General features: G+C 66.7%; 24 protein-coding genes and 1 tRNA gene. 15 read left to right on the forward strand and 10 right to left on the reverse strand.

The window, feature by feature from the left end; all coding sequences use genetic code 11:
- Positions 1-114: 114 nt before the first annotated feature.
- A complete protein-coding gene (locus ACUSIJ_RS09655; RefSeq protein ID WP_449308174.1) occupies positions 115-1,086 on the reverse strand; it encodes a rhamnosyl transferase in 972 nt (323 codons plus the stop codon).
- Positions 1,087-1,511: 425 nt separating this feature from the next.
- On the opposite strand from ACUSIJ_RS09655, the gene ACUSIJ_RS09660 reads away from it, so the two are divergent.
- Positions 1,512-2,321, forward strand: coding sequence for an ABC transporter permease (locus tag ACUSIJ_RS09660; RefSeq protein WP_449308175.1), 810 nt, complete (start codon positions 1,512-1,514; stop codon positions 2,319-2,321).
- Between the two features lie 42 nt (positions 2,322-2,363).
- Positions 2,364-3,122 (forward strand): ABC transporter ATP-binding protein, encoded by a 759-nt coding sequence (locus ACUSIJ_RS09665; protein WP_449308176.1) that lies wholly within the window; start codon positions 2,364-2,366, stop codon positions 3,120-3,122.
- A gap of 29 nt (positions 3,123-3,151) precedes the next feature.
- Here the strand turns inward: ACUSIJ_RS09665 and ACUSIJ_RS09670 are convergent, their stop codons facing one another.
- A complete protein-coding gene (locus ACUSIJ_RS09670) occupies positions 3,152-4,603 on the reverse strand; it encodes a mannose-1-phosphate guanylyltransferase/mannose-6-phosphate isomerase (protein WP_449308177.1) in 1,452 nt (483 codons plus the stop codon).
- 246 nt (positions 4,604-4,849) lie between these two features.
- On the opposite strand from ACUSIJ_RS09670, the gene ACUSIJ_RS09675 reads away from it, so the two are divergent.
- The 4 genes from ACUSIJ_RS09675 (at position 4,850) to ACUSIJ_RS09690 (ending at position 9,783) form a co-directional block, all read left to right on the forward strand.
- Positions 4,850-6,355: an ABC transporter substrate-binding protein gene (locus ACUSIJ_RS09675; RefSeq protein WP_449308178.1), complete on the forward strand. Its 1,506-nt coding sequence runs from the start codon at positions 4,850-4,852 to the stop codon at positions 6,353-6,355.
- Positions 6,356-6,470: 115 nt separating this feature from the next.
- On the forward strand, positions 6,471-7,340 hold the full coding sequence (locus ACUSIJ_RS09680; protein ID WP_449308281.1) for an ABC transporter permease: 870 nt from the start codon (positions 6,471-6,473) through the stop codon (positions 7,338-7,340).
- Positions 7,337-8,164: an ABC transporter permease gene (locus ACUSIJ_RS09685; RefSeq protein ID WP_449308179.1), complete on the forward strand. Its 828-nt coding sequence runs from the start codon at positions 7,337-7,339 to the stop codon at positions 8,162-8,164. The genes ACUSIJ_RS09680 and ACUSIJ_RS09685 overlap by 4 nt, the downstream gene beginning before the upstream one ends.
- Positions 8,161-9,783 carry a dipeptide ABC transporter ATP-binding protein gene (locus tag ACUSIJ_RS09690; protein ID WP_449308180.1) on the forward strand — a complete coding sequence of 541 codons (1,623 nt, stop codon included), beginning with the start codon at positions 8,161-8,163 and terminating at the stop codon, positions 9,781-9,783. Before ACUSIJ_RS09685 ends, ACUSIJ_RS09690 begins: the two co-directional genes overlap by 4 nt.
- A gap of 61 nt (positions 9,784-9,844) precedes the next feature.
- Here ACUSIJ_RS09690 and ACUSIJ_RS09695 read toward each other — a convergent pair whose 3' ends face one another.
- Complete coding sequence (locus ACUSIJ_RS09695; protein ID WP_449308181.1) at positions 9,845-10,426, reverse strand: L,D-transpeptidase family protein; 582 nt, start codon at positions 10,424-10,426, stop codon at positions 9,845-9,847.
- Positions 10,427-10,604: 178 nt separating this feature from the next.
- Here ACUSIJ_RS09695 and ACUSIJ_RS09700 point away from each other — a divergent pair, with 178 nt between their 5' ends.
- Positions 10,605-11,291 carry a response regulator transcription factor gene (locus ACUSIJ_RS09700; protein ID WP_449308182.1) on the forward strand — a complete coding sequence of 229 codons (687 nt, stop codon included), beginning with the start codon at positions 10,605-10,607 and terminating at the stop codon, positions 11,289-11,291.
- Between the two features lie 41 nt (positions 11,292-11,332).
- The gene (locus tag ACUSIJ_RS09705; RefSeq protein ID WP_449308183.1) at positions 11,333-11,830 is read left to right on the forward strand and encodes a Crp/Fnr family transcriptional regulator; all 498 of its coding nucleotides are present in this window, start codon (positions 11,333-11,335) and stop codon (positions 11,828-11,830) included.
- Between the two features lie 218 nt (positions 11,831-12,048).
- Here ACUSIJ_RS09705 and ACUSIJ_RS09710 read toward each other — a convergent pair whose 3' ends face one another.
- Genes ACUSIJ_RS09710 through tesB form a run of 4 tightly spaced genes read right to left on the reverse strand, consistent with a single transcriptional unit; the run spans position 12,049 to position 15,096 of the window.
- On the reverse strand, positions 12,049-13,521 hold the full coding sequence (locus ACUSIJ_RS09710) for an ammonium transporter (protein ID WP_449308184.1): 1,473 nt from the start codon (positions 13,519-13,521) through the stop codon (positions 12,049-12,051).
- Positions 13,522-13,538: 17 nt separating this feature from the next.
- Complete coding sequence (locus ACUSIJ_RS09715; RefSeq protein ID WP_449308185.1) at positions 13,539-13,877, reverse strand: P-II family nitrogen regulator; 339 nt, start codon at positions 13,875-13,877, stop codon at positions 13,539-13,541.
- A gap of 53 nt (positions 13,878-13,930) precedes the next feature.
- A complete protein-coding gene (locus tag ACUSIJ_RS09720; RefSeq protein WP_449308186.1) occupies positions 13,931-14,182 on the reverse strand; it encodes a hypothetical protein in 252 nt (83 codons plus the stop codon).
- 41 nt (positions 14,183-14,223) lie between these two features.
- A complete protein-coding gene (tesB, locus tag ACUSIJ_RS09725) occupies positions 14,224-15,096 on the reverse strand; it encodes an acyl-CoA thioesterase II (protein WP_449308187.1) in 873 nt (290 codons plus the stop codon).
- Positions 15,097-15,318: 222 nt separating this feature from the next.
- On the opposite strand from tesB, the gene ACUSIJ_RS09730 reads away from it, so the two are divergent.
- Positions 15,319-16,569 (forward strand): FAD-dependent monooxygenase, encoded by a 1,251-nt coding sequence (locus ACUSIJ_RS09730; RefSeq protein WP_449308188.1) that lies wholly within the window; start codon positions 15,319-15,321, stop codon positions 16,567-16,569.
- 13 nt (positions 16,570-16,582) lie between these two features.
- Here ACUSIJ_RS09730 and ACUSIJ_RS09735 read toward each other — a convergent pair whose 3' ends face one another.
- Together ACUSIJ_RS09735 and ACUSIJ_RS09740 are read right to left on the reverse strand one after the other, a co-directional pair.
- Complete coding sequence (locus ACUSIJ_RS09735; RefSeq protein ID WP_449308189.1) at positions 16,583-18,211, reverse strand: phosphoenolpyruvate carboxykinase; 1,629 nt, start codon at positions 18,209-18,211, stop codon at positions 16,583-16,585.
- Between the two features lie 134 nt (positions 18,212-18,345).
- Entirely contained in the window at positions 18,346-19,158 is an 813-nt protein-coding gene (locus ACUSIJ_RS09740; protein WP_449308190.1) for a HugZ family pyridoxamine 5'-phosphate oxidase, read from the reverse strand.
- Between the two features lie 312 nt (positions 19,159-19,470).
- Between ACUSIJ_RS09740 and ACUSIJ_RS09745 the strand changes: the two genes are divergently transcribed.
- The 4 genes from ACUSIJ_RS09745 (at position 19,471) to ACUSIJ_RS09760 (ending at position 22,018) form a co-directional block, all read left to right on the forward strand.
- Entirely contained in the window at positions 19,471-20,172 is a 702-nt protein-coding gene (locus ACUSIJ_RS09745) for a response regulator (RefSeq protein ID WP_449308191.1), read from the forward strand.
- 607 nt (positions 20,173-20,779) lie between these two features.
- On the forward strand, positions 20,780-21,187 hold the full coding sequence (locus ACUSIJ_RS09750; RefSeq protein WP_449308192.1) for a hypothetical protein: 408 nt from the start codon (positions 20,780-20,782) through the stop codon (positions 21,185-21,187).
- Between the two features lie 242 nt (positions 21,188-21,429).
- Positions 21,430-21,711, forward strand: coding sequence for a hypothetical protein (locus tag ACUSIJ_RS09755; protein ID WP_449308193.1), 282 nt, complete (start codon positions 21,430-21,432; stop codon positions 21,709-21,711).
- Positions 21,712-21,941: 230 nt separating this feature from the next.
- Positions 21,942-22,018: transfer RNA gene (locus ACUSIJ_RS09760), tRNA-Pro, on the forward strand.
- 416 nt (positions 22,019-22,434) lie between these two features.
- Here ACUSIJ_RS09760 and ACUSIJ_RS09765 read toward each other — a convergent pair.
- Positions 22,435-23,016 (reverse strand): hypothetical protein, encoded by a 582-nt coding sequence (locus tag ACUSIJ_RS09765; RefSeq protein ID WP_449308194.1) that lies wholly within the window; start codon positions 23,014-23,016, stop codon positions 22,435-22,437.
- A gap of 348 nt (positions 23,017-23,364) precedes the next feature.
- On the opposite strand from ACUSIJ_RS09765, the gene ACUSIJ_RS09770 reads away from it, so the two are divergent.
- Entirely contained in the window at positions 23,365-25,107 is a 1,743-nt protein-coding gene (locus ACUSIJ_RS09770; RefSeq protein WP_449308195.1) for a CocE/NonD family hydrolase, read from the forward strand.
- 291 nt (positions 25,108-25,398) lie between these two features.
- Positions 25,399-26,319, forward strand: coding sequence for a LysR family transcriptional regulator (locus tag ACUSIJ_RS09775; protein WP_449308196.1), 921 nt, complete (start codon positions 25,399-25,401; stop codon positions 26,317-26,319).
- Positions 26,320-26,541 lie beyond the last annotated feature (222 nt).

A 26,541-nucleotide genomic window follows, 5' to 3' on the forward strand; every position in this document is an offset into this window, starting at 1 on the left:
TTCCGGCAGACCGCCGGGACGCGTCGGACGACGCCCGCCCCGGCGCACCGCAAGAGTAGGCGTTCCATCGCCCAATGGAAAGGGGGAGAGCGCCCGACGTTCGGCCGCTATGCGTCACACGCTGCGCTGGGGCAGGACGGGACGTCGGGTCTTGCGCTGCGCCGTCGTGGCGCGGCCGGAATCCTGCGGCGGCCCGAGGTGCCCGGCAAGGCCGGCGACGAAGCCCTTCACCAGCGAGCGCGGACGTGCCGTCCTGCCGTGATCGGCGAGCCAGTAGGCGAGCGTCTGCGCCGCGAGGTAGAAGCACACGCGCACTTTCCAGTGGCGCGGAACGTGGCCGATGCGCAGCAGCGCGGCCTGATTGCGTGCGTAGGTGCCGAGCCTGAGCGGCGTCTGCACCGGCAGCTCCCAGCCAATCAGCGGCACCGACACGTGGCCGCCGCCGAGACGATGCGGCATCAGGATATCGTTCGCCGTCCAGCACGAATAGCCGGCGGACCACGCCCGGAAGCACCATTCGATGTCGATGGCGTCGATGAAGAAATCGCTGCGGAAGGCGCCGATCTGCCGGAATGCGGCGACGTCGATGAGGCTGCCGGAGGAAATGGCGAACCAGACCGCGCGCGAGTTCGCCACCGAACGGCCCGAGGAATGGCCGTAGACCGTCGGCGGCTTGTGCTCGGGACTGGCGGCGACGGGGGTCGGGCCGACGAGGGCGGGCTGCTCGCCCATGCGCTGAAGCGTGTCCATGCGCGCCACGAGCGCCGACACCATACCGGGGGACGGGCTCGAGTCCTGATCGAACAGGACGACGCGCCCGACATCGCGAAAAGCCGCCTCGCCCGAGTCGGCGCGGGCCATGATCCGCTCATAGGCGCTGCCGAGCCCGATATTGTCCCCCGGATCATCGACATGGACCGGCGTGTTCCCCGCCGCGCGGCGCAGAAGCGCCCGCTCACGCGCGCGCATGGGCGAATTGGCGACGACGACGACAGCCGCCACCTCGGCGGCAACGGCGCTCACCAGCCCCTGCAGCACAGGGAAATCGGGATTGTAAGTGACGATGCCCGCGACAATCCGTTGCATGATCCGCTGCCGTTTCGATTGTCGACAAATAGTCAGCCGACATAGACCGATTAAATGTCCGTCGCCTCGAACAGTATCTATTGAGGTCGGTTTTATCAACGAGTTAAGTTCGCGAAAAACTTAATAGCTCTAAATGCAATATTTTTTATTACCAGCCTATATTGTCGTGAATTCTGCATATATGTCGCATCATATGACGAAAACGTCCAGATAGCGTCCGGTGCTGACGCCGACCCGCCGCGGCGGGCATGCCGGTGGCCCTCGGTGCGGACGTTGACCTGATGTGCCGTCTTCGCTAATGACTTGACGCGCTCCCGGTCTCGTCCTCGCCGCACGGTGAGGAGGACGCCGCCAGCGCCGGACCGGCGCTCCGGACCTCCGGCGGGTGTGCCCGCGTTCAACCAGTTGTTCGAGTGACCATCCTCATGTCCCTTTGCCCCACTTCCAGAGACTGGCGCCTCGCCAACGGAGACTTCGTGCGCGGCATGGAGGCCTGGCAGATCTGGACGCTGATGGGCATCAGCGACATCAGGCAGCGCTACAAGCGGTCGCGCTTCGGCCAGTTCTGGATCACGCTGTCGATGGCGGTGTTCGTGGGCGGCATCGGCTTCGTGTTCTCGATGCTGTTCAACCAGTCGGTGGCCGAGTACGTGCCCTATCTGGCGGTGAATTACATCATCTGGACGTTCATGTCGGGCGTGGTGTCGGACAGCACCACGGCCTTCGTGCAGGGAACGGTGTTCCTGCGGCAGGAGAACCTGCCGAAATCGATCTTCGTCATGCGCGTCATCGTGCGCAACCTGATCGCGCTGGCGCACAACATCGTCATCGTGCCGCCGGTGTTCCTGCTGTTCGGCGTCGTGCCGACGTGGGACATCTTCCTGCTGATTCCGGGTTTCCTGCTGATGCTCGTGGCGGCCTTTCTGGTCACACTGACCTGCGGCATCCTGTGCACGCGCTTCCGCGATCTGCCGCAGATCATCGCCAATCTGCTGCAACTGGCCTTCTTCATGACGCCGATCATGTGGCGGATCGACCAGCTCGGCGACCAGGGATGGTGGGTCACCCACCTCAACCCCTTCGCCATCTTCCTGCGCATCGTCGCCGATCCGATCCGCGGGCGCGTGCCCGAGGTCCTCGACTACGTGTCGGCGCTGATCGTCATCGCCGGCCTCCTGGCGATCACGTGGCCGCTGTTCGCGCGCTTCCGCGCCCGCATCGTCTACTGGCTTTGAGGGCGCCGCCGCAGCAGGGCCATCATCGGAAGGGTTAAGGACTTGCCGTCTATCGATCTCGTCAACGCGACCGTCGAGTTCCCGATCTACAACGCGCGCGGACGCTCCATCCGCTCGACCCTGCTGCAGCGCGTCGGCGGGGCCGTGAGCACGGAGGCGGACGGCGTGACGGTGACGGCGCTGCGCGACGTCACGCTGTCGCTGAAGAACGGCGACAGGCTCGCCCTCGTCGGCCACAACGGCGCCGGCAAGTCGACGCTGCTGCGGGTCTTCTCCGGCGCCTACGAGCCCTCTTCCGGCAGCGCGGAGGTCGTGGGCAAGGTCGCCTCCCTCCTCGACATCACCATGGGCATGGACCCGGAGCTGACGGGCGCGGAGAACATCATCCTGCGTGGCGTCTTCCTCGGCATGACCATCGAGGAGGCGCGCAAGACGATTCCCGACGTGGCAGCGTTCTCGGAGCTCGGCGATTACGTCAACCTGCCGATGCGCACCTATTCGAACGGCATGACGCTGCGGCTCGCGTTCGCCATCTCGACGGCGCAGGCGCCCGATATCCTGCTGCTCGACGAATTGATCAGCGTCGGCGACACCGCTTTCGCCGCCAAGGCGCGCGACCGCATCGAGGCGATGATGAACCGCGCGAGCATCCTCGTGCTCGCCTCCCACGACGCCAAGACGCTGCGCAAGTACTGCAACCGCGCCATCATGCTCTCGGAAGGCCGCCTCGTCGCCGAGGGCGGGGTCGACGAGGTGCTCAGCGCCTACGGCATCGGGGAGGGGGAGAACGGCACGCTCTGACCGCCGTCCCGACCGTCCGCCCCCATCCCTCATCCGACGGATTTGTCGTCCGTTCTCGCGTATATGTCCTCGAAGCGGACGATATCGTCCTCGCCGAGATACGGCCCCGACTGCACCTCGATGAGGTTCAGCGGCAACTTGCCGGGGTTCTCCAGCCGGTGGACGCAGCCGAGCGGCAGGAAGATCGATTCGTTCTCGCGCAGCAGGAATTCCTCCTTGTCGCGGGTGACGAGCGCCGTGCCGTTGACCACGACCCAGTGCTCGGCGCGGTGGAAATGCTTCTGCAGCGACAGCTTGGCGCCGGGATTGACCGTGATGCGCTTGACCTGGAAGCGCTCGCCCGTGTGGATCGACTGGTAGTAGCCCCACGGGCGGTGCACCTGCACGGTCTGCGTGGCGGCGGCATGGCCGTCGCCGCGCAGTCGCTCGACGAGCTTCTTCACGTCCTGATCGCGGTCCTTGCGCGTGACCAGTACGACGTCAGGCGTGGCGACGACCACGAGGTCCTTGATGCCGAGCGCCGCGACGAGCTGGCTCTCGCCGCGCAGGTAGCTGCCGCTGACGTCCTCGGCCACCACGTCGCCCACGAGCACGTTGCCGCCCGCGTCCCGGTCGCCGATCGCCCACAGCGCCGACCAGCTCCCGACATCCGTCCAGCCGCAGTCGGTGGGGGTGACGACGGCGAGGTCCGTCTTTTCCATCACCGCGTAGTCGACGGCGATCGAGGGGCTCTTGGCGAAGGCCGCCTCGTCGAGCCGGATGAAGTCGAGGTCCTGGCGCGCCGCCTCGAGCGCGGCTGTCGCGGCGGCGAGAACCTCGGGCGCGAGCCGCTCCAGCTCCTTCAGGAACGGCTGGGCCGGCAGCAGGAAGATGGCGCTGTTCCACAGGTAGTCGCCCGAATCGAGATAGGCGCGGGCGGTCGCGGCATCCGGCTTCTCGACGAAGCGGCGCACCGGGAAGACGCCCGGCACGCCGGTCTCCTCGGTTCCGCGCTGGATGTAGCCGTAGCCGGTGGCAGGCTCCGTCGGGCGCACGCCGAAGAGCACGAAGCGCCCGGCGCGCGCGGCCGGCAGGCTCTCCCGGATGGCGGCGGCAAGCGCCGTCGGGTCCTGCACCACGTGGTCGGCGGCGAGCAGCAGGATCAGGCCGTGCGCGTCGCGTTTATTCTCCAGCAGGGCCGCGGTGGCGGCGGCTGCGGTAGTGTTGCGCCCCTCGGGCTCCAGCACGATGGTGGCGTCGGCGACGCCCAGCGCCCGCAACTGCTCGGCGATGACGAAGCGGTGCTCGACGTTGGCGATGACCACGGGCGCGTTGAACAGCGTGCGGTCGGCCACGCGCAGCACGGTCTCCTGCAGCATCGAGCGCTCGCCGGCGAGCGGCAGCAACTGTTTGGGAAAGGCCTCGCGCGAGAGGGGCCACAGCCGCGTGCCCGTGCCGCCGGACAAGATAACAGGTGTAATGCGCTGCTCGATGTCGCTCATGTTTCGTCCGATACCTGTCGTCGATCGTGAAAACTGTTTAGCATGGCCCGTGGCCATGCGGGCAACCCGATACTACGGATAATCCATGATGCATATTCTGCCGGCTCCGGAAACGGCGATCCCTCGCGGCGCGGATGCAACGGGCGCGCGCCACCCGCTGGTGGCGGACGACTTGTGGCTTGCGTTGGGCGGGCTTTACCGGGATAACCGGTGCAGTGGCGGCGGGCGGTTTTCTGGAGGCGCGGAATGATCGGATGGCGCGTGACGAGGCGGTGGGCCGCCCTGACCGTGGTGGGGACGCTGCTTTTCTGTGGGCAAGCCTTCTACGGACAGGCATTGGCCCAGCGTACCGATCTCGCCATCGGCGTGCGGCTGGAGCCGCCGCATCTCGACCCGACCGCGGGCGCCGCAGCCGCCATCGGCGAAATCACCTACGCCAACCTGTTCGAGGGGCTGACGCGGATCGGCGGCGACGGCGCCGTCGTGCCCGGCCTCGCCGAACGGTGGGAGGTGTCGGACGACGGCCTGGCCTACACGTTCCACCTGCGGTCGGGCGTGTCGTTCCACGACGGCAGCCCGTTCGACGCCGAGGACGCGCGGTTCACGCTGGAGCGCGCCATCGCCGACGACAGCGTCAATCCCCAGAAGGCGCTGCTGGAGCCCGTCGAGAAGGTCGAGGTCGTGGACGCGCACACGCTCGCGGTCACGCTGAAGCGGCCCACGCCGCAGTTCCCGTTCGTGCTCGGCCTGCCGGCCCTCGTCGTGGTCGGCGAGGAGACGGCCGAGGGCAACCGCACCAATCCCAACGGCACGGGGCCGTTCCGGTTCTCGCGCTGGGCGAAGGGCGACCGCATCGATCTGGTGCGCAACGAGCGCTACTGGGGCGAGAAGCCGGCGCTGTCGCGCGTCACCTTCCGCGTCATCGACGATCCGTCGGCCGCCTATGCCGCGCTGATGGCAGGCAACATCGACGCCTATACGAACTTCCCCGCGCCGGAGAACCTGCCGCAGTTCGAGGCCGACCCGCGCTTCCAGGTCATCGTCGGCCGCACGGAGGGCAAGACGATCCTGGCCATCAACAACGCCCACAAGCCCCTCGACGACATCCGCGTGCGCCGCGCCATCGCCCACGCCATCGACCGCAAGGCTATCATCGACGGCGCGCTCTACGGCATCGGCGAGCCCATCGGCTCGCATTTCGCCCCGCAGAACAAGGGCTACGTCGACCTCACCGGGCGCTATCCCCACGATCCCGAGGCGGCGCGCGCGCTGCTCAAGGAGGCGGGCGCGACGGATCTGCGCCTGCGCCTCGTGCTGCCGCCGCCCTCCTATGCGCGTCGCGCCGGCGAGATCATCGCCGCGCAGTTGCGCGCGGTCGGCATCACGGTCGAGATCGTGCTGGTGGAATGGGCGCAGTGGCTCACCGAGGTGTTCCGCGACAAGCAGTACGATCTGAGCATCGTCGCCCATGTCGAGCCGAACGACCTCGATATCTACGCCCGCGACGACTATTACTTCAACTATCACAGCGCGGAATACCGGGCGCTCTATGCCGAACTCGCGGCCGAGCTCGACGAGGAGCGGCGGCTCGACCTGTTGCGCCGGCTGCAGGAAAAGCTCGCCGAGGACGCCGTCAACGGCTTCCTGTTCCTGCTGCCCAAGGTCGGCGTCTGGGACGCCAAATTGCGCGGCCTGTGGGAGAACGCCCCCATACCCGCCAACGATCTGACCGAGGTGCGGTGGGAATACTGATCGTATCCGCCTGCTTACCGCCATCGGAGCGCCGGCCGTGATCCGGGCGCTCGCTCTGGGGCTCGCATCCCTGCTGGCGACTCTCGCGGTGGCGTCGGTGGTGGTGTTCGCCGCCATGCAGGTTCTGCCCGGCGATCCGGCCGAGGTGATGCTCGGCGTCAACGCGCAGCCCGACACGCTCAAAGCCCTGCGCACCCAGCTCGGCCTCGACCGGCCGGCGTCGGTGCGCTATCTGGCGTGGACGGCGGGGTTTCTCGGCGGCGATCTCGGCACCAGTCATACATACGGCGTGCCCGTGGCCGAACTCGTCGGCGAGCGGCTGTCGGTCAGCCTGCCCCTGGCGCTGCTCGCACTCACGCTCGCGGTCGCCGTCGGGTTGCCGCTCGGCATGCTGGCCGCGGCGCGCCGGGGCGGGTTCGTGGATCGCGGCATGCTGCTCGCGACGCAGCTCGGCATCGCGGTGCCCAACTTCTGGCTGGCGATGCTGCTCGTGCTCGTCTTCGCGGTAACGTGGCGCCTGCTGCCGCCGGGCGGCTTTCCCGGCTGGGAGGCCGGGGCGGGCGCGGGCCTCTCCGCGCTCGTCCTGCCGGCGATCGCGCTCGCCGTGCCGCAGGGCGCCATCCTGGCGCAGGTGATGCGCCAGTCGCTCATCGACGTGCTGAACCAGGATTTCTTCCGCACCGCCCGCGCCAAGGGCCTGACGCGCGGCGAGGCCCTGCGCCGCCACGCCCTGCGCAACGCGCTCATCCCGGTGCTGACCGTGATGGGGCTGCAATTCCCCTTCCTGCTCGCCGGCACCATCGTCGTCGAGAACGTGTTCTTCCTGCCCGGCCTCGGGCGGCTGATCTTCCAGGCGGTCAACCAGCGCGATCTCATCGTGGTGCAGAGCGTCATCATGCTGCTTGTCGCGAGCGTGGCGGCGGTGAATTTTCTCGTGAACCTTGCCTATGCGCTGGTCGATCCGCGCCTGCGGAGGCCGGCATGAACGGGCGGCTCGCGGCCGGGACGACCATCGTCGTCGGCGTCTGCCTCGTCGCGCTGCTGTCCCTGGCGTGGACGCCGCACGATCCGCTGGCGATAGACGTCGCCAACAGGTTCGCGCCGCCGGGGCCGGACCATTGGCTCGGCACCGACCATCTCGGACGCGACGTGCTGTCGCTGATCATGCGTGGCGCGGCGGGGCCGGTCGGCGTATCGGTCGTGGCAGTCGCCATCGGGCTCCTCGCCGGCGCCACCATGGGCGTGCTCGCAGCCGGGCGCGGCGGGGCGGGCGCGCATGTGGCGCTGCGCGCCAGCGACCTCCTGTTCGCCTTCCCGGCGCTGATCGTCGCCATCCTGCTGCGCGAGACGCTGGGGCCGGGCACACTCAACGCCATGGTGGCGATCGGCATCTTCAACGTGCCGGTGTTCACGCGCGTCGCCTACGGCGTGTCGCTGCCGGTGTGGCGCAGCGGTTATGTCGCGGCCGCGCGCGTCGCCGGCCATGGCGGCCCGTGGATCGGCTTCATGCATGTGCTGCCCAACATCGCCAACACGCTGATCGTGCAGGCCACCATCCAGCTCTCGCTCGGCGTGCTGGCCGAGGCGTCGCTGTCCTATATCGGGCTCGGCGTGCAGCCGCCGCAGCCGAGCTGGGGGCGGATGCTCGCCGAGGCGCAGACGCTGCTCGCCATCAGCCCGCTCCTCGCCATCGCGCCGGGGCTCGCCATCGTCGTGACGGTGCTGGGCTTCAACCTGCTGGGGGAAGGGCTGCGGCAGGCGCTCGACCCGCGCCGCAGCATCCCGCCCGAGCCGGAAACGGCATCATGACGCTGCTCAGGGTCGAGAACCTCGATGTCGATATCGGCGACCGTCCCATCCTGCGCGATGTCGGGTTCCGGCTTGCGCGCGGCGAGACGCTCGGCGTCATCGGCCAGTCGGGGTCCGGCAAGTCGATGACGGCGCTCGCGCTCATGCGCCTGTTGCCCGAGGCCGCGCGGGTGCGCGGGCGCATCGCCTTCGACGGCGAGGATCTGCTGTCGCTGGACGAGGCGGCGATGTGCGGCATGAGGGGCGCGCGCATCGGCATGGTGTTTCAGGAGCCGCTGTCGGCGCTCAACCCGCTGATGACCATCGGCGCGCAGGTCGCGGAGGGCATCCGCAAGCACCGCGGCGCGACCCGTGCCGAGGCGCACGCGCTGGCCCGCGCGGCGCTGGCGCGCGTCGGCCTCGATCCGGCGGATATTCCGCCGGATCGGTTTCCGCACGAGCTGTCCGGCGGGCAGCGCCAGCGGGTGGCGATCGCCATGGCGGTGGCCATGCGACCTGACGTCATTATCGCCGACGAGCCCACCACCGCGCTCGACGTCACCACCCAGGCGCGGATCCTCGACCTCCTCCGGGACATCGTGCGCGAGGACGGGCCGGGCCTGGTGCTGATCTCGCACGATCTCGGCGTCGTGGGCGCGATGGCCGACCGCATCGCGGTCATGGACGAGGGCCGGATCATCGAGGCCGGGCCGGCGGTGGGGTTCGCCGGGCGCGTGCGCCATCCGCGGGCGAGGGCGCTCATCGCCGCCGCGACCGTGGGTGCGGCCACACCCGTTCCCGCCGTCGTGACGGCGCAGGACACGCCGTTGCTGGCGGCGGAATCGCTGTCGCGCCGCTTCCTGCTGCCGCGCGCCCATCCCTTCGCCCGCCGGCGCTACGAGCACGCGCTCGACGGCGTGAGCCTGCGCATCCACGCGGGGGAGAGCGTCGCGCTCATCGGCGAGTCGGGATCGGGCAAGTCGACGCTGGCGCGCCTGTTGCTCGGGCTGGAGAAGCCGGACGCCGGGCGGGTGACGTATCGGGGCGTGGACATCGCGCGCGCCGGCCGGGCGACGCTGCGGCGCATGCGCGCCGACGTGCAGGCGGTGTTCCAGGACCCCTACACCTCGCTCGATCCGCACAAGCGGGCGGGCTGGATCGTGGCCGAGCCGCTGCATCTGGCCGAGGGCGCGGGTGCGGGCGAGCGGGAGGAGCGCGTCGCGGCCGCGCTCCGCGACGTCGGTCTCTCGGCGGATGACGCCCGCAAGTATCCGCATGCGTTTTCGGGCGGGCAGCGCCAGCGCATCGCGCTCGCCCGCGCGCTCGTCACCCGGCCGCGGCTCGTGGTGCTGGACGAGGCGGTGTCCTCGCTCGATGTGACCGTGCAGGCGCAGATTCTCGGCCTTCTCGCGCGCCTGCGCGCCGATCACGGCCTCGCCTATCTCTTCATCACCCACGATCTGCGGGTGGCCCGGACGATCGCCGGGCGCGTGGTGGTGCTGCACGACGGGCGGATCGTCGAGGAGGGACAGGCGGCGGATGTCCTCGACGCGCCGCGCCACCCCTATACGCGGGCGCTGCTCGCGGCCCAGCCCGACCTCAGAGCGCTTTCCGATCAAATGGAATCATTTGATCGATAAGAATTCGCTCAGAATCAAAAAGTTGGATCATGTCAGCGTTTCAGTGAAACGATGACACGTTTTAGCGCCTCCGCCGCTTGAGCGCGGCCTTGCGGACCGGCTTCGGCTTGCCGGCGACGACGATGCGCGTGCGCGGCCCGATCAGGGCGATGAGGCGGCGCCCCTTGTCCTGCGGCACGGCGACGCATCCTTCCGTCGGGCCGAAATTCTTGCGCGCGAGGTGCAGGAAGATGGCGCTGCCGCGCCCCTGGATGCGCGGGCGGGCGTTCCAGCCGAGATCGATGACGATGTCGTAGAGGTGGTCGTCGCGCCACATCGTCTCGTGGCGCGCGGGGAAGGGGATTACCACCTTATGGTTGTAGCTGCGGTGCCCCGGCTCGTCGCACCAGCCGTCCGAGGGCCGCAGGGGGGCGAGCGGCACTTTCGTCACGGGCCTGCGGACACGGTCGGCGCGGTAGTAGCCGCGCACCGGGCGGTGCGTGCCCGCCGGTGTGGCGCCGTCGCCCTCGCGTTTGTCATGCGCGATTCCGCCCTTGCCCAGCGCGCAGGGAATGGCGACGTTTCCGGCGACGATGCGGCCGCGCCGGGGGTCGCCGACGGTGGGGAAGACGCGGATCGACGACAGCGCGGTGGGCTTTGGCATCGTTTTCTTCCCCTATCCCCGGTTGCGGGAGGCCGATAGTCCCATTAAATCGTTAGCATATGCTATCCTGTTGCAACCATCGGAGCGCTTTCCTGTTAAATGGGATCATTTGATCAGTCCGAATGCGCTCAAATCAGCAAGTCGCAGCCGTCCTTGAGATTCCGGAGAGCCCATACGCATGCCAGGCCCCTATCAATTGTTGATCGTCGATGATGAGGCGGATCTGCGCGACACCCTGTCGGAGCAGCTCGCCCTGACGGGTGATTTCGAGGTGACGACCGTCGATTCCGGCGCGGCCGCGATCGATGCCGTCCGCTCCGACCGCTTCGATATCGTGATCATGGATGTCGGCCTGCCGGACATCGACGGCCGCGAGGCGGTCAAGGTCATCCGCCGCAACGGTTTTCGCGCGCCGATCCTGATGCTGACGGGCCATACGGACGACGCCGACACCATCCAGGGGCTGGAGGCAGGCGCCAACGACTACATCGTCAAGCCGTTCCGGTTCGCGGTGCTGCTCGCCCGCATCCGGGTGCAGCTGCGCCAGCACGAGGCCAGCGAGGATGCGGTGCTGAAGGTCGGGCAGTACACGTTCCGCCCCGGCGCGAAGCTGCTCGTGGACAGCAAGGGGTCGCGCCTCAAGCTCACGGAGAAGGAAACCGCCATCCTGCGTTTCCTCTACCGGGCCGAGGATCAGGTGGTGGCGCGCGAGACGCTGCTCGCCGAAGTGTGGGGATACAACGCCAACGTGACCACCCACACGCTCGAGACGCATATCTACCGCCTGCGGCAGAAAATCGAGGAAGACCCCTCCAACGCACGCATCCTCGTCACGGAGCCCGGCGGATACAAGCTCGCGCCGTGAGGGGTCCGACCGCCGGAAGACCGGCCCCGGAAAGGTGAATCATGGCGCTGAGTGACGATATCGCGCTGTTGTCGGCGCTGCCGGCCTTCGCCGGCTTCGAGCAGGCCGCGCTGCGCCGCCTGGCGATTTCCGCGCAGACCCGCCCCGTGCGCGCCGGCGAGGTGCTGTACCGGCAGGGCGAGACGGCCGAAGGCGGCTTCGTGATCGTCAACGGCGAGGTCGCGCTTCGCGACGGCGCGGGCCATGTCCGGGAGCGCGCCGGCCCCGGCTGCCTGCTGGGGGAGCTGGCGCTGGTGATCGAGATCGAATGGCAGGCGACGGCGGTCGTCGAGGAGGATGGCGCGGTGCTGCGCCTGTCGCGCGCGCTGATGGGGCGCGTTCTCGAGGAATTCCCGCTGTCGGCGTCCGCGCTGCAGCAGGCCATCGCCGTGCAGTTGCGCCAGCTGGCGATGGAGCTCGATGTCGTCAGCCGGCTGCTGAAATCGGCGCAGGACGCCATCCCGCCCGATCCGGCGGACGAGACCGCCGGCTCTTCGTGACGTCCGGATCTGCGTGACGTGCCGCCATGAAACCGCGGGGGCGGCACGCGTGCGCACCGCCCCCGTTCAACCGTTCCCTTTTATAGAGTGTGTCATCGTTTCGCTGAAACGCTGACATACTCTAACTCTTTGATTTTGAGCGAATTCTTATCGATCAAATGATTCCATTTGATCGGAACGTGCTCTGTGATTGATGATCCTGCCCGGACGGACGCCGGTCAGAGGGTATATGCGCGTTCGCCGTGTTCGGCGATGTCGAGGCCTTCGCGCTCGACCTCGGGGCTGACGCGCAGGCCCACGAGTATGTCGACGAGCTTGAACAGGATTGCCGATCCAACGCCCGTCCATATGATGGTCAGCAGCACGCCCTTGATCTGCGCCCAGACCTGCGGCCCTACGCTCAACGCGGTTTCCACCGCCTCGCCGGGGCTCGCCACGTAGTCGACGAGGCCCGCGCCGCCGAGCGACGGGGCGACGAGGATGCCCGTGCCGATGGCGCCGACGACGCCGCCCACGCCGTGGATGCCGAAGACGTCGAGGGAGTCGTCGTAGCCCAGCGCGTTCTTGACCTTGGTGACGAAGTAGAAGCAGGCCACGCCGGCGATCAGGCCGAGCACGGCCGCGCCCACGGGGCCGGCGAAGCCGGCGGCGGGCGTCACCGCGACGAGGCCGGAGATCGCCCCCGACGCGAGGCCGAGCAGCGAGGGCTTGCCCTTCGACGACCATTCGATGATGAGCCAGCCGAGGATGCCGCCGGCGGTCGCGAACAGCGTGTTGACGAAGGCGAGGGCGGCCCCGCCGTTGGCTTCGAGGTTCGAGCCGGCGTTGAAGCCGAACCAGCCCACCCACAGGATGGCCGCGCCGACCAGCGTCAGGGTCAGCGAGTGCGGCGGCAGCGCCTCCTTGCCGTAGCCGATCCGCTTGCCGACGATGATCGCGCCCACGAGACCCGCGACGCCGGAGTTGATGTGCACCACCGTGCCGCCGGCGAAGTCGAGCGCGCCCCACTTGAAGATCAGCCCGGCGTCGGCCTCTACTGCGGCGAGATTGGCGGCGGCCGCGGCACGCGCGGCGTCGTCAGTCGCCTCGGCGACGGCGCGCGCCGCGTCGGCGAGCGCGTCGGGACCGGCCCAGTACCAGACCATGTGCGCCAGCGGGAAGTAGACGAACGTCAGCCACAGCGCGGTGAACAGCAGCACGGCCGGAAAGCGCGTGCGTTCCGCGATCGCGCCGATGATCAGCGCTGGCGTCAGGCAGGCGAAGGTGGCCTGGAAGGCGATGTAGGCGTATTCCGGCACGACGACGCCGTTGGAGAACGTCCCCGCCACCGACGAGGCGTCGACGCCCGACAGGAACAGCTTGTCGAAGCCGCCCACGAAGTTGTTGAGAGCGCCGCCGTTGGTGAAGGCCAGCGAGTAGCCGTAGACGATCCAGATGATCGCGGCCAGCGCCACGATTGCGATGACCTGCGACAGCACCGAGAGCATGTTCTTCGAGCGCACCAGCCCGCCGTAGAACAGTGCCAGCCCCGGCACCGCCATGAACAGCACCAGCAAGGCGCTCACGAGTACGAAGGCGGTGTCGCCGCTATTGGGCACCGGCGCATCCTGCGCGAGCGCCGATGTCGCCGTGAGGCTCACGACGAGCAACGGCAACATGAGACCGCGACATGCGGAACGTATGAACTGCATCGAATGAACTCCTTCCATCACAGGGCGTCACGGCCGGTTTCGCCCGTGCGGATGCGGATCGTCTGTTCTATGGAGAAAACGAAGATCTTGCCGTCGCCGATCTGCCCGGTGTAGGCGGCGGCCTTGATGGCGTCGATCACGGCAGTGGCGTGGTCCGCCTCCACGGCGACCTCGATCTTCAGTTTGGGCAGGAAGCTGACGGCGTATTCCGCGCCGCGATAGATTTCGGTATGACCCTTCTGCCGGCCATAACCCTTGACTTCGGTGACGGTCAGCCCGTGAACGCCGAGCGCACTCAGAGCATCCCGAACGTCGTCAAGCTTGAAGGGCTTGATAATGGCCACGATCAATTTCATGGCGTTGTCTCCGCTTGCGGGTTCGGCACGCACCACGCGGCCGATGCGGAGCATCAATCAAGGTTCGTGCCAACTCGCGCGGCCGGCGTGAACAACATCGCGGAAAAGCGGCGCGGCGTGGCGAAAAAACCGTCGGGAGCATGCGAGGAAGGCACGCCGCCGGCCCGGCAGTGGCGCGAAAGTGCAGGCGTACTGCCGATATTTTGTGCAACGATTAAAAAATAAGCAGAATTGGGACGACGATGTGTCAGGTCAAAAGCTGGTGAGCTTGCCTCGTCGGTGATGGCGAAGCCCGCGCGGCGCATGAGCGAGACCCGTTCGGCACCGGTCGAAGACCGGGGCCGATTCAGACCGTGCGGCTTATCGGCCTGATCAGCCCTTCCTGGGCGACGGTGGCGACATGCTGGCCGTCCTTGGAGAAGATCAGCCCGCGCGACAGGCCACGCGCGCCGCCGGAGAACGGGCTTTCCTGGGAGTAGAGCAGCCACTCGTCGGCCCGGAACGGGCGGTGGAACCACATGGCGTGGTCGAGGCTCGCGGCCTGGATGCCGCCCTCGAACACCGAGCGTCCGTGCACGGCGAGGCTCGTGTCGAGCAGCGTCATGTCGGATGCGTAACCCAGCACGCAGCGGTGGATCGCCGGATCGTCGGGCAGTGGCGCCGACGCGCGGATCCAGATGTCGAAAGAGGGTTTTCGCGCCGCCTGCGCGCCGGGCAGGAAGCGGCTGTAGTCCACCGGCCGCAGCTCGATGGGCCGCTCGCGCTCGAAATAGGTGCGGATGGGCTCCGGCATGTGCTGCAGAAAGGCCGCATGCAGCTCCTCCTGCGCCGTGTCCTCGGGCGCGGGCGCGGCGGGCATGGGCGTCTGGTGGCGCAGGCCGGGCTCCTCGATGTGGAACGAGGCGAGGAAGGTGAAGATGGTCTGGCCGTGCTGGATGGCCTCGACGTAGCGGGTGGTGAAGCTGCCGCCGTCGCGGATGCGCTTGACCTCGTAGATGATCGGCACCTTCGGGTCGCCCGGGCGGACGAAATAGCAATGCATCGAATGCGCCGGCCTGTCCGCCGGCACGGTGCGGCTCGCCGCCACCAGCGCCTGTCCGATCACCTGTCCGCCGAACACGCGCTGCCATCCCTCCGTGGGGCCGATACCGCGAAACAGGTTCTCCTCGAGCTGCTCAAGGTTGAGGATGTCGAGAAGACCGAGCACGGCTGAATTCATGGCGACGCATCCTCTGATAGTAACGAACGTTTGTTTTATATCCTGCCGGGTCGCCTTCCGGCAACTGGCGCGACCGGGCGGCGGCGGGTTCCGCCGAACGGCCTTATTCGCCGCCCGGTCATGGGGGCATGTTCCAACGCGGCGCGTCAAGTGTATATAGGGTGTCGAAGATCGGCGGATGACGGCCGCGGATGACGGAAAGACGAACACGGGGAGGTGCGGATGACCACGGTTGCGGGCGAACCGGCGACGGATGCAAGGACGATTGCGGTCGTGGGTGCCGGCGCCGCCGGGCTGAGCGCTGCGCTCGCCCTGCGCCACGCGGTGGGCGGCCGCTACGCCGTTGCCGTCTACGATCCGGCGCTGGCGGGCGAGCCTGCCCACGAGAAGGGGCGCGCCTATGCGCTCGCCGGCGGATCGCGGCTGATGCTCGGCGTGCTCGGCGTCTGGGAGCGCCTTGCCGGCGAGGCGCAGCCGATCGTGCGCATGCGCATCACCGACAGCCGCCTCGGCGACGCCGTCCGCCAGCCGCTGCTGACCTTCGCCGGGGAGGCTGCCGACGGCGGGCCGCTGGCGCATATGGTGGAGGGCGATGCGCTCATCGCCGCGCTGCGCGCCGCGGCCGGAGAGGCCGGGATTCGCTTCGTGCCGGCCGGCGTGGCGGCGGCCGAGACCGCGGCGGCGCATCCGGCACGCCTGACGCTCACGGACGGAACGATACACCGGGCCGCCCTCGTGGTGGCTGCGGACGGCCACCACTCGCCACTGCGCCGGCGGGCGGGTATCGGCTGGATCGGCCGTCCCTACGGACAGGCGGGCATCGTCGCCACCATCGGCCACGAGCGACCGCATGAAGGCGTGGCGGTGCAGCATTTCCTGCCGGCCGGCACCTTCGCCATGCTGCCGCTGACGGGCAACCGCTCCTCCATCGTCTGGGTGGAGCCGGAGGACGAGGCGCGGATGCTGGTGACGCTCGAAGACGAGGACATCGTCCGCGCCATCGCCCGCCGCTTCGGCGACACGCTGGGCGAGCTGACGCTGCTCGATACGCCGCGCGCCTTCCCCCTGGCGCTGGGCATCGCGCGCCGCTTCACGGCCGGGCGGCTGGCGCTGGTGGGCGATGCGGCCCATGTGGTGCATCCGCTGGCCGGGCTCGGCCTCAATGTCGGGCTCAGGGATGTGGCGGCGCTCGCCGAGGCGGTGGCCGACAGCGTGCGGCTCGGCCTCGATCCGGCGGCGGCGCGGGTGCTGGAGACCTTCGAGCGGGCGCGCCGCTTCGATGTGGTGAGCACGGGTGCGGCCATGGATGCCATGAACCGGCTGTTCGCCAACGACATCCTGCCGGTGCGGCTCGCGCGCGACCTCGGCGCGCGCGTGGTTGACCGGCTGCCCGGCCTCAAGCGGCTGCTCGCCCGCGAGGCGGCGGGCCTCACCGGCGCGCCGCCCCGGCTGCTGCGGGGCGAGGCGCTCTGACCGGCAGCGCAGACTACGCCGCGAGCTGCGAACGCGGCCCGGCGGCGCTGACGTCGGGGTCGACATGGGCCTCGAACGCGGCGAAGTTCTCGCGGAACATGGCGACGAGGCGCGCCGCCGTCTGCGCGAACTCGGCCTTGCTGGCCCATGTCTTGACCGGGTAGAGGAGGTGCGGCTCGACGCCGGGCACGGAGGTCGGCACTGCGAAGCCGAAATAGGGATCGAGCCGGTAGTCGGCCCGGTTCAGCGAGCCGTCGAGGGCCGCCGTCAGCAGCCGGCGCGTGACGCGGATGGGCATGCGCCGGCCGACGCCGTACTTGCCGCCTGTCCAGCCCGTGTTGACGAGCCAGCAATCCACGCCGTGGCGGGCGATGAGGTCACGCAGCAGGTTGCCGTAGGCGGACGGATGGCGCGGCATGAAGGGCGCGCCGAAGCAGGTGGAGAACGTGGCTTCGGGGTCGGTAACGCCCTTTTCGGTACCCGCCACCTTCGCCGTGTAGCCCGACAGGAAGTGGTACATCGCCTGCGATGGCGTGAGCTTGGCGATCGGCGGCAGCACGCCGAAGGCGTCGCAGGTCAGCATGATGATGTTCTTGGGCACGCCCGCCCGGCCGGTGGCGCTGGCGTTGGAGATGAAGTCGAGTGGATAGGCGCAGCGCGTGTTCTCGGTCCGCGAGGCGTCGTCGAAATCGGGCACGCGGGTGGTGTCGTCGACGACCACATTCTCCAGCACGGTGCCGAAGCGCTCGGTGGTGGCGAAGATCTCGGGCTCGGCCTCGCGCGACAGGCGGATGGTCTTGGCGTAGCAGCCGCCCTCGAAGTTGAAGATGCCTTCCGGAGACCAGCCGTGCTCGTCGTCGCCGATCAGCGTACGCACCGGATCGGCGGACAGCGTGGTCTTGCCGGTGCCCGACAGGCCGAAGAACACGGCGGCGTCGCCGGCGTCGCCGACATTGGCCGAGCAGTGCATCGGCATGACGCCCTGGTCGGGCAGCACGAAGTTCAGGTAGGTGAAGACGGATTTCTTCATCTCGCCCGCATAGGACGTGCCGCCGATAAGCACGATGCGGCGGGTGAAGTCGCAGGCGATCACGGTCGGGCTGCGCACGCCGTGGCGCGCCGGATCGGCCTGGAAGGAGGGCAGGTCGATGATCGTCAGCTCGGGCGAGAACGCGGCCAGCTCGCGCTTGTCGGGCCGGATCAGGAGATTGCGGATGAACTGCGAGTGCCAGGCGTATTCGGTGTAGACGCGCGTGCGCACGCGGTAGGCCGGGTCCGCGCCGGCGTAGAGGTCCTGGGCGAACAGTTCCCCGCCCTGCGCGTGGGCGAGGAAGTCCTGCAGCAGGGTATCGAAATTCTCGCGGCTGATGGCGCGGTTGTTGTCCCACCACACCGTGCCGTCGGTGAGCGCGTCGCGGACGACGAACTTGTCCCGGGGGCTGCGGCCGGTGTGCACGCCGGTATCGGCGAGAAGCGCGCCGCCGGCCGCGAACGTGGCCTCGCCGCGTCGCACCGCTTCCTCACTCAGCACCGGTGCTTCGAAGTTCCAGTAGACGCGTTTGAGGCCGGTGAAGCCCGGCAGTCCGTCCGGGCCCAATGTCTGCGCGCCTGCGGCGCTGTTGAATACACCAATGTTCTCCACGGCATGCTCTCCCTGATCGTGCAATCGCGCGAGGTCGTCCGTTCCGGCATTGTGAGTGTGACCGGTTGGCTACAGTAGTTACTGATGTGACGACACTTTGCAATTCGCGATTGGCTTGACGTCGGCCATACCGTCTATGCGCCGGACGCATCCCGCTCGCGGGCTTCGCGCGCGAGCGCCACCAGCGCCGGGCGCAACTGGCCGGCTTCGGTGAGCGGCTGCGGGTACCAGACGCGGGCGGCGTGCGCGCCGTCGAAGAGGTCGATGCCCTCCGCGTCGAGCCCCGTGGCGCGCCATGGGCCGGGCGGCGCCCCCGCCAGCACGGTGGCGTAAAGGCCGAGCGCATCGGCGTGATCCTCGTTCATATGCGCCACCGCCCCGGCCTCGATCGGCGCCAGTTGCGCGGCGACGCCCGGTTCGCTCAGCACCTCTGCCGGCGACAGACCGGTGATGCGTCCAAAACCCGCGACGAGGTGGATGTGTTCCGGCGTCAGGCGGTAAAACGCGAAATCCGCGAAATCGGCATAGGCGGCCGCGTGCGGGTGGCGGGCGAGGAAGCGGCGCCGGTCGTCCGGATCGGCGGTGACTTGCGCCCGTCCGGTCAGGCTGATGCGCGGGTGGTTGGCCGGATCGTCCGCGCTGTCGGCGCCGACGGGATGGGCGAGCAGCAGCGACACCCGCGTATCGCGGGCGATGTTCTGCGTGTGCACAGCGAGCCGGGAGATCAGCGTCACCGGCGTGCCGTCGAGGCCCGATGCGACATTGACCAGCGAGGCGAAGGGTGCGCCGTCCTCGCGCAGCGTGGCGAGCGAGCCGAAACGCAAGCCTCGCAAAAGCTGTCTCGTGCAGAAGAGAGGATCGAAGGTGTCGCTGCCGGACAGGCCGGGCGCCTGCGGCGCGGTCGCAGGTGTCGGGTCGGGCGCGATCGATTGTATCCTGTTCGGCAACGGTGTACCCTTAAGTGCCTGATCGGGGAGGCCGTATCCCAGTGAGCCGGCGATATGCGACTAAGTAAAGGATAGAGCGTTTTCGGAAAAAGTGCATGTCCCTTTTTCTGTGCGTGAATGCGCCGGGCGCATGGACGCGAAACAGGGTGAGCGGTTCGATGAAACGTAGGAATGCCCTGGCGTACGGAAGCCGAAGCTGCTTCGCCGGCGCGGCCGGAGCGAATTAACGGGTGTGCAAGTGGTCGTGATGCCACAATTTGACCTTGCTTGGTCGCAAAAAATACAAGCCCGTTTCGAGGAGAGCGACATCGTATGCCAACCATCGCCCTTGTAGATGACGACCGCAACATCCTGACATCTGTATCCATCGCGCTGGAGGCGGAAGGATACCGTATCCAGACTTATACCGATGGCGCGGCGGCGCTCGAAGGATTGGCCAACGATCCGCCGGACGTCGCCATTTTCGATATCAAGATGCCGCGCATGGACGGCATGGAGCTGCTGCGCCGCCTGCGGCAGAAGTCCGATCTGCCGGTGATCTTCCTGACCTCGAAGGACGAGGAGATCGACGAGCTGTTCGGGCTCAAGATGGGCGCCGACGATTTCATCCGCAAACCGTTTTCCCAGCGCCTGCTGGTGGAGCGCGTGCGTGCCGTGCTGCGCCGCTCCGCGCCACGCGATCAGGCCGTCCCGCGCGAGGCCGACACGTCGCGCGTGCTGGAGCGCGGCCTGCTGAAGATGGATCCGGAGCGCCACACCAGCACATGGCGCAACGAGCCCGTGACCCTGACGGTGACGGAGTTTCTCATCCTGCAGGCGCTGGCCATGCGGCCTGGCGTGGTGAAGAGCCGCAATGCGCTGATGGACGCCGCCTATGACGACCAGATCTATGTCGACGACCGCACCATCGACAGCCACATCAAGCGGCTGCGCAAGAAGTTCAAGGCGGTGGACGACAGCTTCGACATGATCGAGACGCTCTACGGCGTGGGCTATCGCTTCAAGGAAGCCTGACGCTTCAGTAAACCTGACATTTGCGCCAATGGTGACAGCCGCTTCGATGGAACCAAGCTCCCGGCCCGTGAATTATCCCCCTGCCAGAGCGGCTGCCCCGCGGCGGGGGATATTGTCCGTTCCGGCGGCTTTCGGCCTGATGCCGGAGCGTGTCCATGGCGGGCATGTCACGTTGATGACGTTTCGCCTGGTTGATGGAACAAGATTCATGGGGATATGATTCGATCGTTGTGGGTAAGATGCTTTAATCCGGGGAGCGTTTCATTAGGTTAACCGGTGCGGTATCGAATAATATCGCAGGCTGTCTATTTCGCCGGATGTATGGCGGTATTCCGATCGACGCTTCAAACCGTCGATTTCATATCGGCGCGGATGGCGAGGTGCAGCCTGGATAACGGTAGAGCATTGAGTTGACGTTCTTTTTTGGAAGCATGTCTTCTTGTCGAAACGAGTCCTGGCGGGCCTTCACACCGGTCCGTGCCTGCAACCATCCGGGCGGTTTGCGCCCCGAACCTCATTGTCGCCGCGAGGGTTCGCCCGGATGGCGCGGCGATGGCGGGAGCGAACCGGATCGGACGACTGGCCGCAACGAATTCGGAGCATCAGAATGACTTCTCTTACATCGCACGCCGAGCATGACCAGCAGAACACGGTATCGTCTTTCGGTTTACGCTGGGCGGCGCTGCGCGGCATGCTCGATTCGCCGCTGATCAACGCCGAGGATCAGCGTTCTCTGCGCGAGGAACTGCTGCGCGAGCTGAAATCGATCGAGCGGGCAGTCGGCGGTCTGGCGGCGCGCAACGAATACGAGGTCGCCGCCAAGCTGGAGATCATCCGCCAGAGCGTGACCGAGTCGGTGGGCAAGGAGCAGGTCTGGCTCGTCGATCTGCTCGACAGTGTCGGGCAGGACGTCACCTTGCTGTCCAAGCGTTACCGTGCCGCTGCTTCCGGGGGCACGAGCACGCCGGCCCAGCAGCCCGCTTCCGCCTCGCGCTCCGCGTCGGGCGCGGCGTGAGCGTCGGCGCGGTCCCGGACGCTTCGCTTTCGGGATGGGCCGGTCCGGTGGAGGCGAACAGGAGAGCGGTTTGCGCCTGTCGGCGTGTCCTGCCGCCTTTCTGTTCGGGGGCAGGTTCGGATGTCGGACGATTGGCGTCGCGAGAATCGCGGACTTGCTGTATGAGAGGCCACGTGTGGCCCCGCCGCGATCCCGAGAATGGTGCTGGGATTGGAGTGGCGCAGGGATTGAGGTGAGGAGGCATGATGATGCGCAAGACTTTGCTCAAACTTTCGATTGTTTCGCTGATGGCCGCTGGCCTGGTTGCCTGTAACACGAGCAACCCGACGGACAGGGCCGTGGGCGGCGCGCTGATCGGTGGCGCCGGTGGTGCGCTCGTCGGCGGTCTTGCTTCGGGCAGGGCCTCCGGCGCTCTCGCCGGCGGTGCGATCGGCGCCGCGGGCGGCGCGATCGTCGGCGCGGCGACGGCGCCGCGTTGCGAGGAATACTGGTACAGGGGCCGCCGCTACCAGCGCTGCAACTGACGACATCGGGCCGCGGTTCGGCGCATTCATGCAACGCCGGACTGCCCTGTTTTCTCGAAGGCCCGCACGGTTTTACCGTGCGGGCCTTCGGCTTTATACAAGGGATTTCGACCGTCCACCGGTCTTTGAATAATTTTCCCGCAGACGCTTGCGGAGCCGAAATCCGGGCGTTATAAGGCAAACTCTGTCGGGTGCCGGCGACGATTGGTTGTGGCAGGCGGCTGGAGTGTCGGAGCGTAGCGCAGTCTGGTAGCGCACCTCGTTCGGGACGAGGGGGTCGGAGGTTCGAATCCTCTCGCTCCGACCATTAAAACCAACATCTTATCACAGTCCGGTTATCCCTCACTCCGCGGACCTGACGGTTTCGGTGCCGTGCTGATATTGCGGCCGGTGCACCTTTCTGGTGGTTGGGCGAATGGTGCCGGTAAATCCGATCCCGCGTCTCCACTGACATGCCGCCGAATCCGCACCCTCGGAGATAGATGCGCCGTTTTGGGGGATCCACGTTGCGGCGGTATGTCTCAGGGTGTGGGGCACAACATCTGGGCTGAAGCCGGCTGCCGCGTGGAACGCCTTGTTGATTCGCGTGACTGGTTGCCCGTTCCATTCCACGACATGCCGCTTGGATATGCCCATCGTTCCCACCGCCGCAGATGCACGAGCAGACGGTCCGGGAGGGTGACACGGGGCTGCCGTTTCTTGGTCTGTCTCGCGCCGGGTACCTTACGGTAGAAGATGCAGTCCGATCGCATGGCGTCGCGGTACGGCCCGCCTTTGCCCCGCTTGACCTGGATCAGCATCCCCTCGCTGTCGACGTCGCGCACCTTCGATGCCGGGCACTTCGCCCGCAAGGGTGCCCAATACCAGCGGTGCGGCAACGCTTGCGACGCCCATCCACAGGTTGATGCAGATCGCGTGGATCGTGCGGTTGAAGACGTCGCGGCCGAGATGATCGCGTGGCGAAGGGGTGCTGGGCGGAAGGCGCGACGAGCAGCGCCTCGAAATCGATCGCGCTCGGATCGAACGGCGAGACGTGCGGCGGTGCTGACGGGAGGCAGGAAGAGGTGGTGCAGGTAGCCGAAAAAACCCTTCGCCGTCGTAGCCGCTGACCGGGAGCCAACCCAATTCCACCCCGAAATAGCGCGACATCATCAGCGCCAGCCAGAAGACTGGGAAGGTCATGCCGACGATGGCACCGAAGCGGGTGGCCTGGTCGAGACAGCGGCTGGAATTGGCGATCTCGATGAATTCGGCGCCCGCGTTCTTCGGATAGCGCCTCCTTCCATCTCTGCGAAAAGACCGCACCGTCAGATCCCGGGATCAAACACCCGCGCGGCCAAGCCCATGCTCGATCGCGCCGCGTGGCTCAGAATCACAGCCCCCGCAGGTCGGAGCCGCTATCGCATAATGCCGCGATTGTATTGGAATGCCCGGCGCTTCTTCTCTTAAGTAGCGAAAATCCGAGCGGGAAATCTGAAGTGCGTCCCAATTCTGCATGAAGGCTGCCAGCAGAACCATGGACCTCACGCCATGGAAGAGCATGGACCGCGAGCCCATCCCGGGAGCACTGCAAGCCGCTTCCACCGCAAATAACCTGTGTTCGGCAATGAACTGATCACGGATCCAGGAATCGTGTCACAGAGGAGACGCAATGTGACAGAGAAAAGCGAAGTCAGGGATGGCATGAGGATCGACTGGGACGTGATGATCACCATGGAGGACGGCGTCGTTCTCCGGGCAGATGTCTTCCGCCCCATCGCAGACGGCCGCTATCCCGCAATCCTGACTTATGGCCCTTATGGAAAGGGGCTCTCGTTCCAGGAAGGATACAAGACGGCCTGGAGTGTCATGGAAAATGACTATCCTGACGCTGTCGCAGGCAGTTCCAACAAGTACCAGAACTGGGAAACGCCTGATCCGGAAAAATGGGTTCCGGACGGCTATGTCTGTGTCCGGGTCGACAGCCGCGGCGCGGGTCGCTCCGAAGGGTTCCTGGAGGTCCACAGTCTCCGCGAAACCCGTGACTTCTATATCTGCATCGAATGGGCTGCGGCCCAGCCATGGTGCTCCGGCAAGGTGGGGCTGAGCGGAATTTCCTATTATGCGGCCAATCAATGGCGCGTAGCCGCGATGCAGCCGCCGCACCTCGCGGCAATCTGCGTCTGGGAAGGCTTCGCTGACAACTACCGCGACGCGACGCATCATGGCGGCATCCTGTCTGTGTTCCGCAAGAACTGGCAGGACATGCAGGTGAAGACGGTGCAACATGGGCTTGGCGAACGCGGGCCAAGAAGCGCGGTCACCGGCGAACTGGTCTGCGGCCCGGATACCCTGACGGACGAGGAACTGGCTCGCAACCGCGCCGACATGCCGGCGGACCTGTTGCACCACAATCTTGATGGCGAGTACTACTGGTCGCAGGCTGGCGACCTGAGCAAGATCGTGGTGCCGCTGTTCAGCGCGGGCAACTGGGGCGGCCAGGGTCTGCATCTCCGCGGCAATATCGAAGGCTATCTCGGCGCTGCATCGAAGCAGAAATGGCTGGAAATGCACGGCGGCCCGCACTGGGTCGAATACTATACCGACTACGGCGTTGACCTGCAGAAGCGGTTCCTCGGCTATTTCCTGAAAGGCGAGGAGACCGGCTGGGACAAACAACCCAAGGTGCAGTTGCAGATCCGCCGCCCGGGGCAGACACGCTTTCCCGTACGCGCCGAGAACGAGTGGCCGCTCGCCCGGACGCAATGGACCAGATTCTACCTTGATGCTGAGACCAAGGCGCTGACACGCGAACCCGTTCGGGCCGAGGCTGCTATCGAGTACGATCCCATGGGCGAAGGCGTGACCTTCCTGACAAAACCGTTCGAAGAGGATACCGAAATTACTGGGCCCTCCGCCGCGAAGCTGTTCCTGTCATCGGCCACCACTGATGCCGACGTCTTCCTGGTGCTGAAGGTGTTCGATCCCGCCGGCGAGGAAGTGGTCTTCCATGGTGCGCTGGACCCGCATACCCCAATTGGGCAGGGGTGGCTGCGGGCCTCGCACAGGAAAGTCGATCCAGTCCGATCGACCCCTTATCGGCCCTATCATCCGCATGATGAACTATGGCCGCTGCGGCCGGGCGAGCCGGTCGAACTCGACATCGAGATCCTGCCGACCTGCATCGTGGTGCCAAAGGGCTACCGGGTCGGTCTCAACGTGCGCAGTCGCGACTATCAATGGTCTGGCGCGCCGACGCAGCTTTCGAACATGAAGAATCCGATGACAGGCTGCGGCCCCTTCGTCCACGACGATCCGGACGATCGCCCTCCTGCCATTTTCGGCGGACCGAACACATTGCATTTCGGTCCCACAGGGCAACCCTTTCTCCTTCTTCCGATCGTCCCGGAGAAATAGCACCAAGGCTCGACCACCACGCTGGCGAATGGTGTGTCAAACGAGATGGCTGGGAGCCACCTGATCCCGGCCTTCTGGTCTTTTCCGTCCGGACTCCCCTGTGTCTGGGATGCCTCTCCGGCGGCGGAATGATTTTCTCCCGTTTCGTCGAATTGCTTCCCCATTTTGCAGCCGAGGACTACAATAAACAGGCCTTTGCGCCTCGTTTGGCGTCGGGCGGCATCGCGGGCGACGCTTTGGGACTGCGGCCGGATCGGCCGTCCGGCTCAGGGTCTCATGGCGGAGGTGGGCTTGAACGGCAAGCAGCTTGAATATTTCGCGACGATCGCAGACCTCGGCAGCTTCCGTCGTGCATCGGAAGAACTGCGGATAGCCCAGCCAGCCCTGACGCGGCAGATCAAGAAGCTCGAGGACGAACTGGGCGTCGAACTGCTCAATCGCGGTGGGCGGACGATCACCCTCACCAATGCGGGAACGACCCTGTTGGACCGCGCCAGGTTCATCTTGCGCCAGATCGAGCAAGCCAAGGCGGATGTGATCGCCGAGGGAACGGTGCCTACCGGTATTGTCGGCTTTGGCGCCCCGGCCTCCATCGCGCAAATCCTATTCAGCAACGTCGCCAAGAGCTATCTCGGCCAGTACCCTCAGGTTGGCCTTCGTTTCTTCGAGGGTGTCGGCCATCTGTGGAAATGGTTGCAGGCCGGAGAGATCGATCTAGCAATCCTGCCGGATACCGGCCTGCTCGCCGGCGGCAATCTGGGATCGCATAAGTTTGTCAGCGAGCCTGTTTATCTGGTCGGCCCGCCGGAGGATCCGACGCTGCAGACCGGCTGTTTGTCCGATGAGTTGTTCGCTCGGCCGCTGATCCTTGCCAAGCCGCCGAGTGCGGTACGGGCTTGGCTCGATGCGACGGTGTCCAAGGCCGGACGGCAGCCGACGATCGTGGCCGAGGCCGAAGGCGTGCAGATCCAGAAAGACCTGGTGAGGGCCGGACTCGGGTATGCTCTGCTGCCGCATTCCGCCGTCTATCGCGACTATGAGGCCGGGCTGCTGACGTTGTCGCGCGTGCGCGAGTGGAAGCTGGGTCGGATCCTCGCTTGGCGCATCGATCGGCCCCTTACCCCCGCAGCGCGGGAAATGGTCCGCGTCGTCCGCATCGAGATGCAGAAACTGAAGCAGCAGGGGGCGTTCGGTGCGCCGGACCGCGACTGATAGAAAGATGAAGATCCCGCAGACGCCGCTCCAGTCTGCCTAAAACGGGTACTGTGTCGGGCCGCCGATACCTTCTCGCGAGCAACATCGGCAGGTGCCGGCACAGGCATCGCATAATGCCGCGATTGTATTGGAATACGTCGTTTAAGTAGCGAAAAATCTGAAATGCCTTCTGACTCCACCGGAGCGGGCCAGACGTACCGGCGAGGGCCTCCATGTCCG

The organism is Pseudochelatococcus sp. B33, assembly GCF_053570585.1.

Coding starts and splice junctions, on each gene's coding strand:
- ACUSIJ_RS09655 (WP_449308174.1), bottom strand. CDS start 1,086: ATGCAACGGATTGTCGCGGGCATCGTCACTTACAATCCCGATTTCCCT.
- ACUSIJ_RS09660 (WP_449308175.1), top strand. CDS start 1,512: ATGTCCCTTTGCCCCACTTCCAGAGACTGGCGCCTCGCCAACGGAGAC.
- ACUSIJ_RS09670 (WP_449308177.1), bottom strand. CDS start 4,603: ATGAGCGACATCGAGCAGCGCATTACACCTGTTATCTTGTCCGGCGGC.
- ACUSIJ_RS09675 (WP_449308178.1), top strand. CDS start 4,850: ATGATCGGATGGCGCGTGACGAGGCGGTGGGCCGCCCTGACCGTGGTG.
- ACUSIJ_RS09680 (WP_449308281.1), top strand. CDS start 6,471: ATGCAGGTTCTGCCCGGCGATCCGGCCGAGGTGATGCTCGGCGTCAAC.
- ACUSIJ_RS09685 (WP_449308179.1), top strand. CDS start 7,337: ATGAACGGGCGGCTCGCGGCCGGGACGACCATCGTCGTCGGCGTCTGC.
- ACUSIJ_RS09690 (WP_449308180.1), top strand. CDS start 8,161: ATGACGCTGCTCAGGGTCGAGAACCTCGATGTCGATATCGGCGACCGT.
- ACUSIJ_RS09695 (WP_449308181.1), bottom strand. CDS start 10,426: ATGCCAAAGCCCACCGCGCTGTCGTCGATCCGCGTCTTCCCCACCGTC.
- ACUSIJ_RS09700 (WP_449308182.1), top strand. CDS start 10,605: ATGCCAGGCCCCTATCAATTGTTGATCGTCGATGATGAGGCGGATCTG.
- ACUSIJ_RS09705 (WP_449308183.1), top strand. CDS start 11,333: ATGGCGCTGAGTGACGATATCGCGCTGTTGTCGGCGCTGCCGGCCTTC.
- ACUSIJ_RS09710 (WP_449308184.1), bottom strand. CDS start 13,521: ATGCAGTTCATACGTTCCGCATGTCGCGGTCTCATGTTGCCGTTGCTC.
- ACUSIJ_RS09715 (WP_449308185.1), bottom strand. CDS start 13,877: ATGAAATTGATCGTGGCCATTATCAAGCCCTTCAAGCTTGACGACGTT.
- ACUSIJ_RS09720 (WP_449308186.1), bottom strand. CDS start 14,182: ATGCGCCGCGCGGGCTTCGCCATCACCGACGAGGCAAGCTCACCAGCT.
- tesB (WP_449308187.1), bottom strand. CDS start 15,096: ATGAATTCAGCCGTGCTCGGTCTTCTCGACATCCTCAACCTTGAGCAG.
- ACUSIJ_RS09730 (WP_449308188.1), top strand. CDS start 15,319: ATGACCACGGTTGCGGGCGAACCGGCGACGGATGCAAGGACGATTGCG.
- ACUSIJ_RS09745 (WP_449308191.1), top strand. CDS start 19,471: ATGCCAACCATCGCCCTTGTAGATGACGACCGCAACATCCTGACATCT.
- ACUSIJ_RS09750 (WP_449308192.1), top strand. CDS start 20,780: ATGACTTCTCTTACATCGCACGCCGAGCATGACCAGCAGAACACGGTA.
- ACUSIJ_RS09755 (WP_449308193.1), top strand. CDS start 21,430: ATGATGATGCGCAAGACTTTGCTCAAACTTTCGATTGTTTCGCTGATG.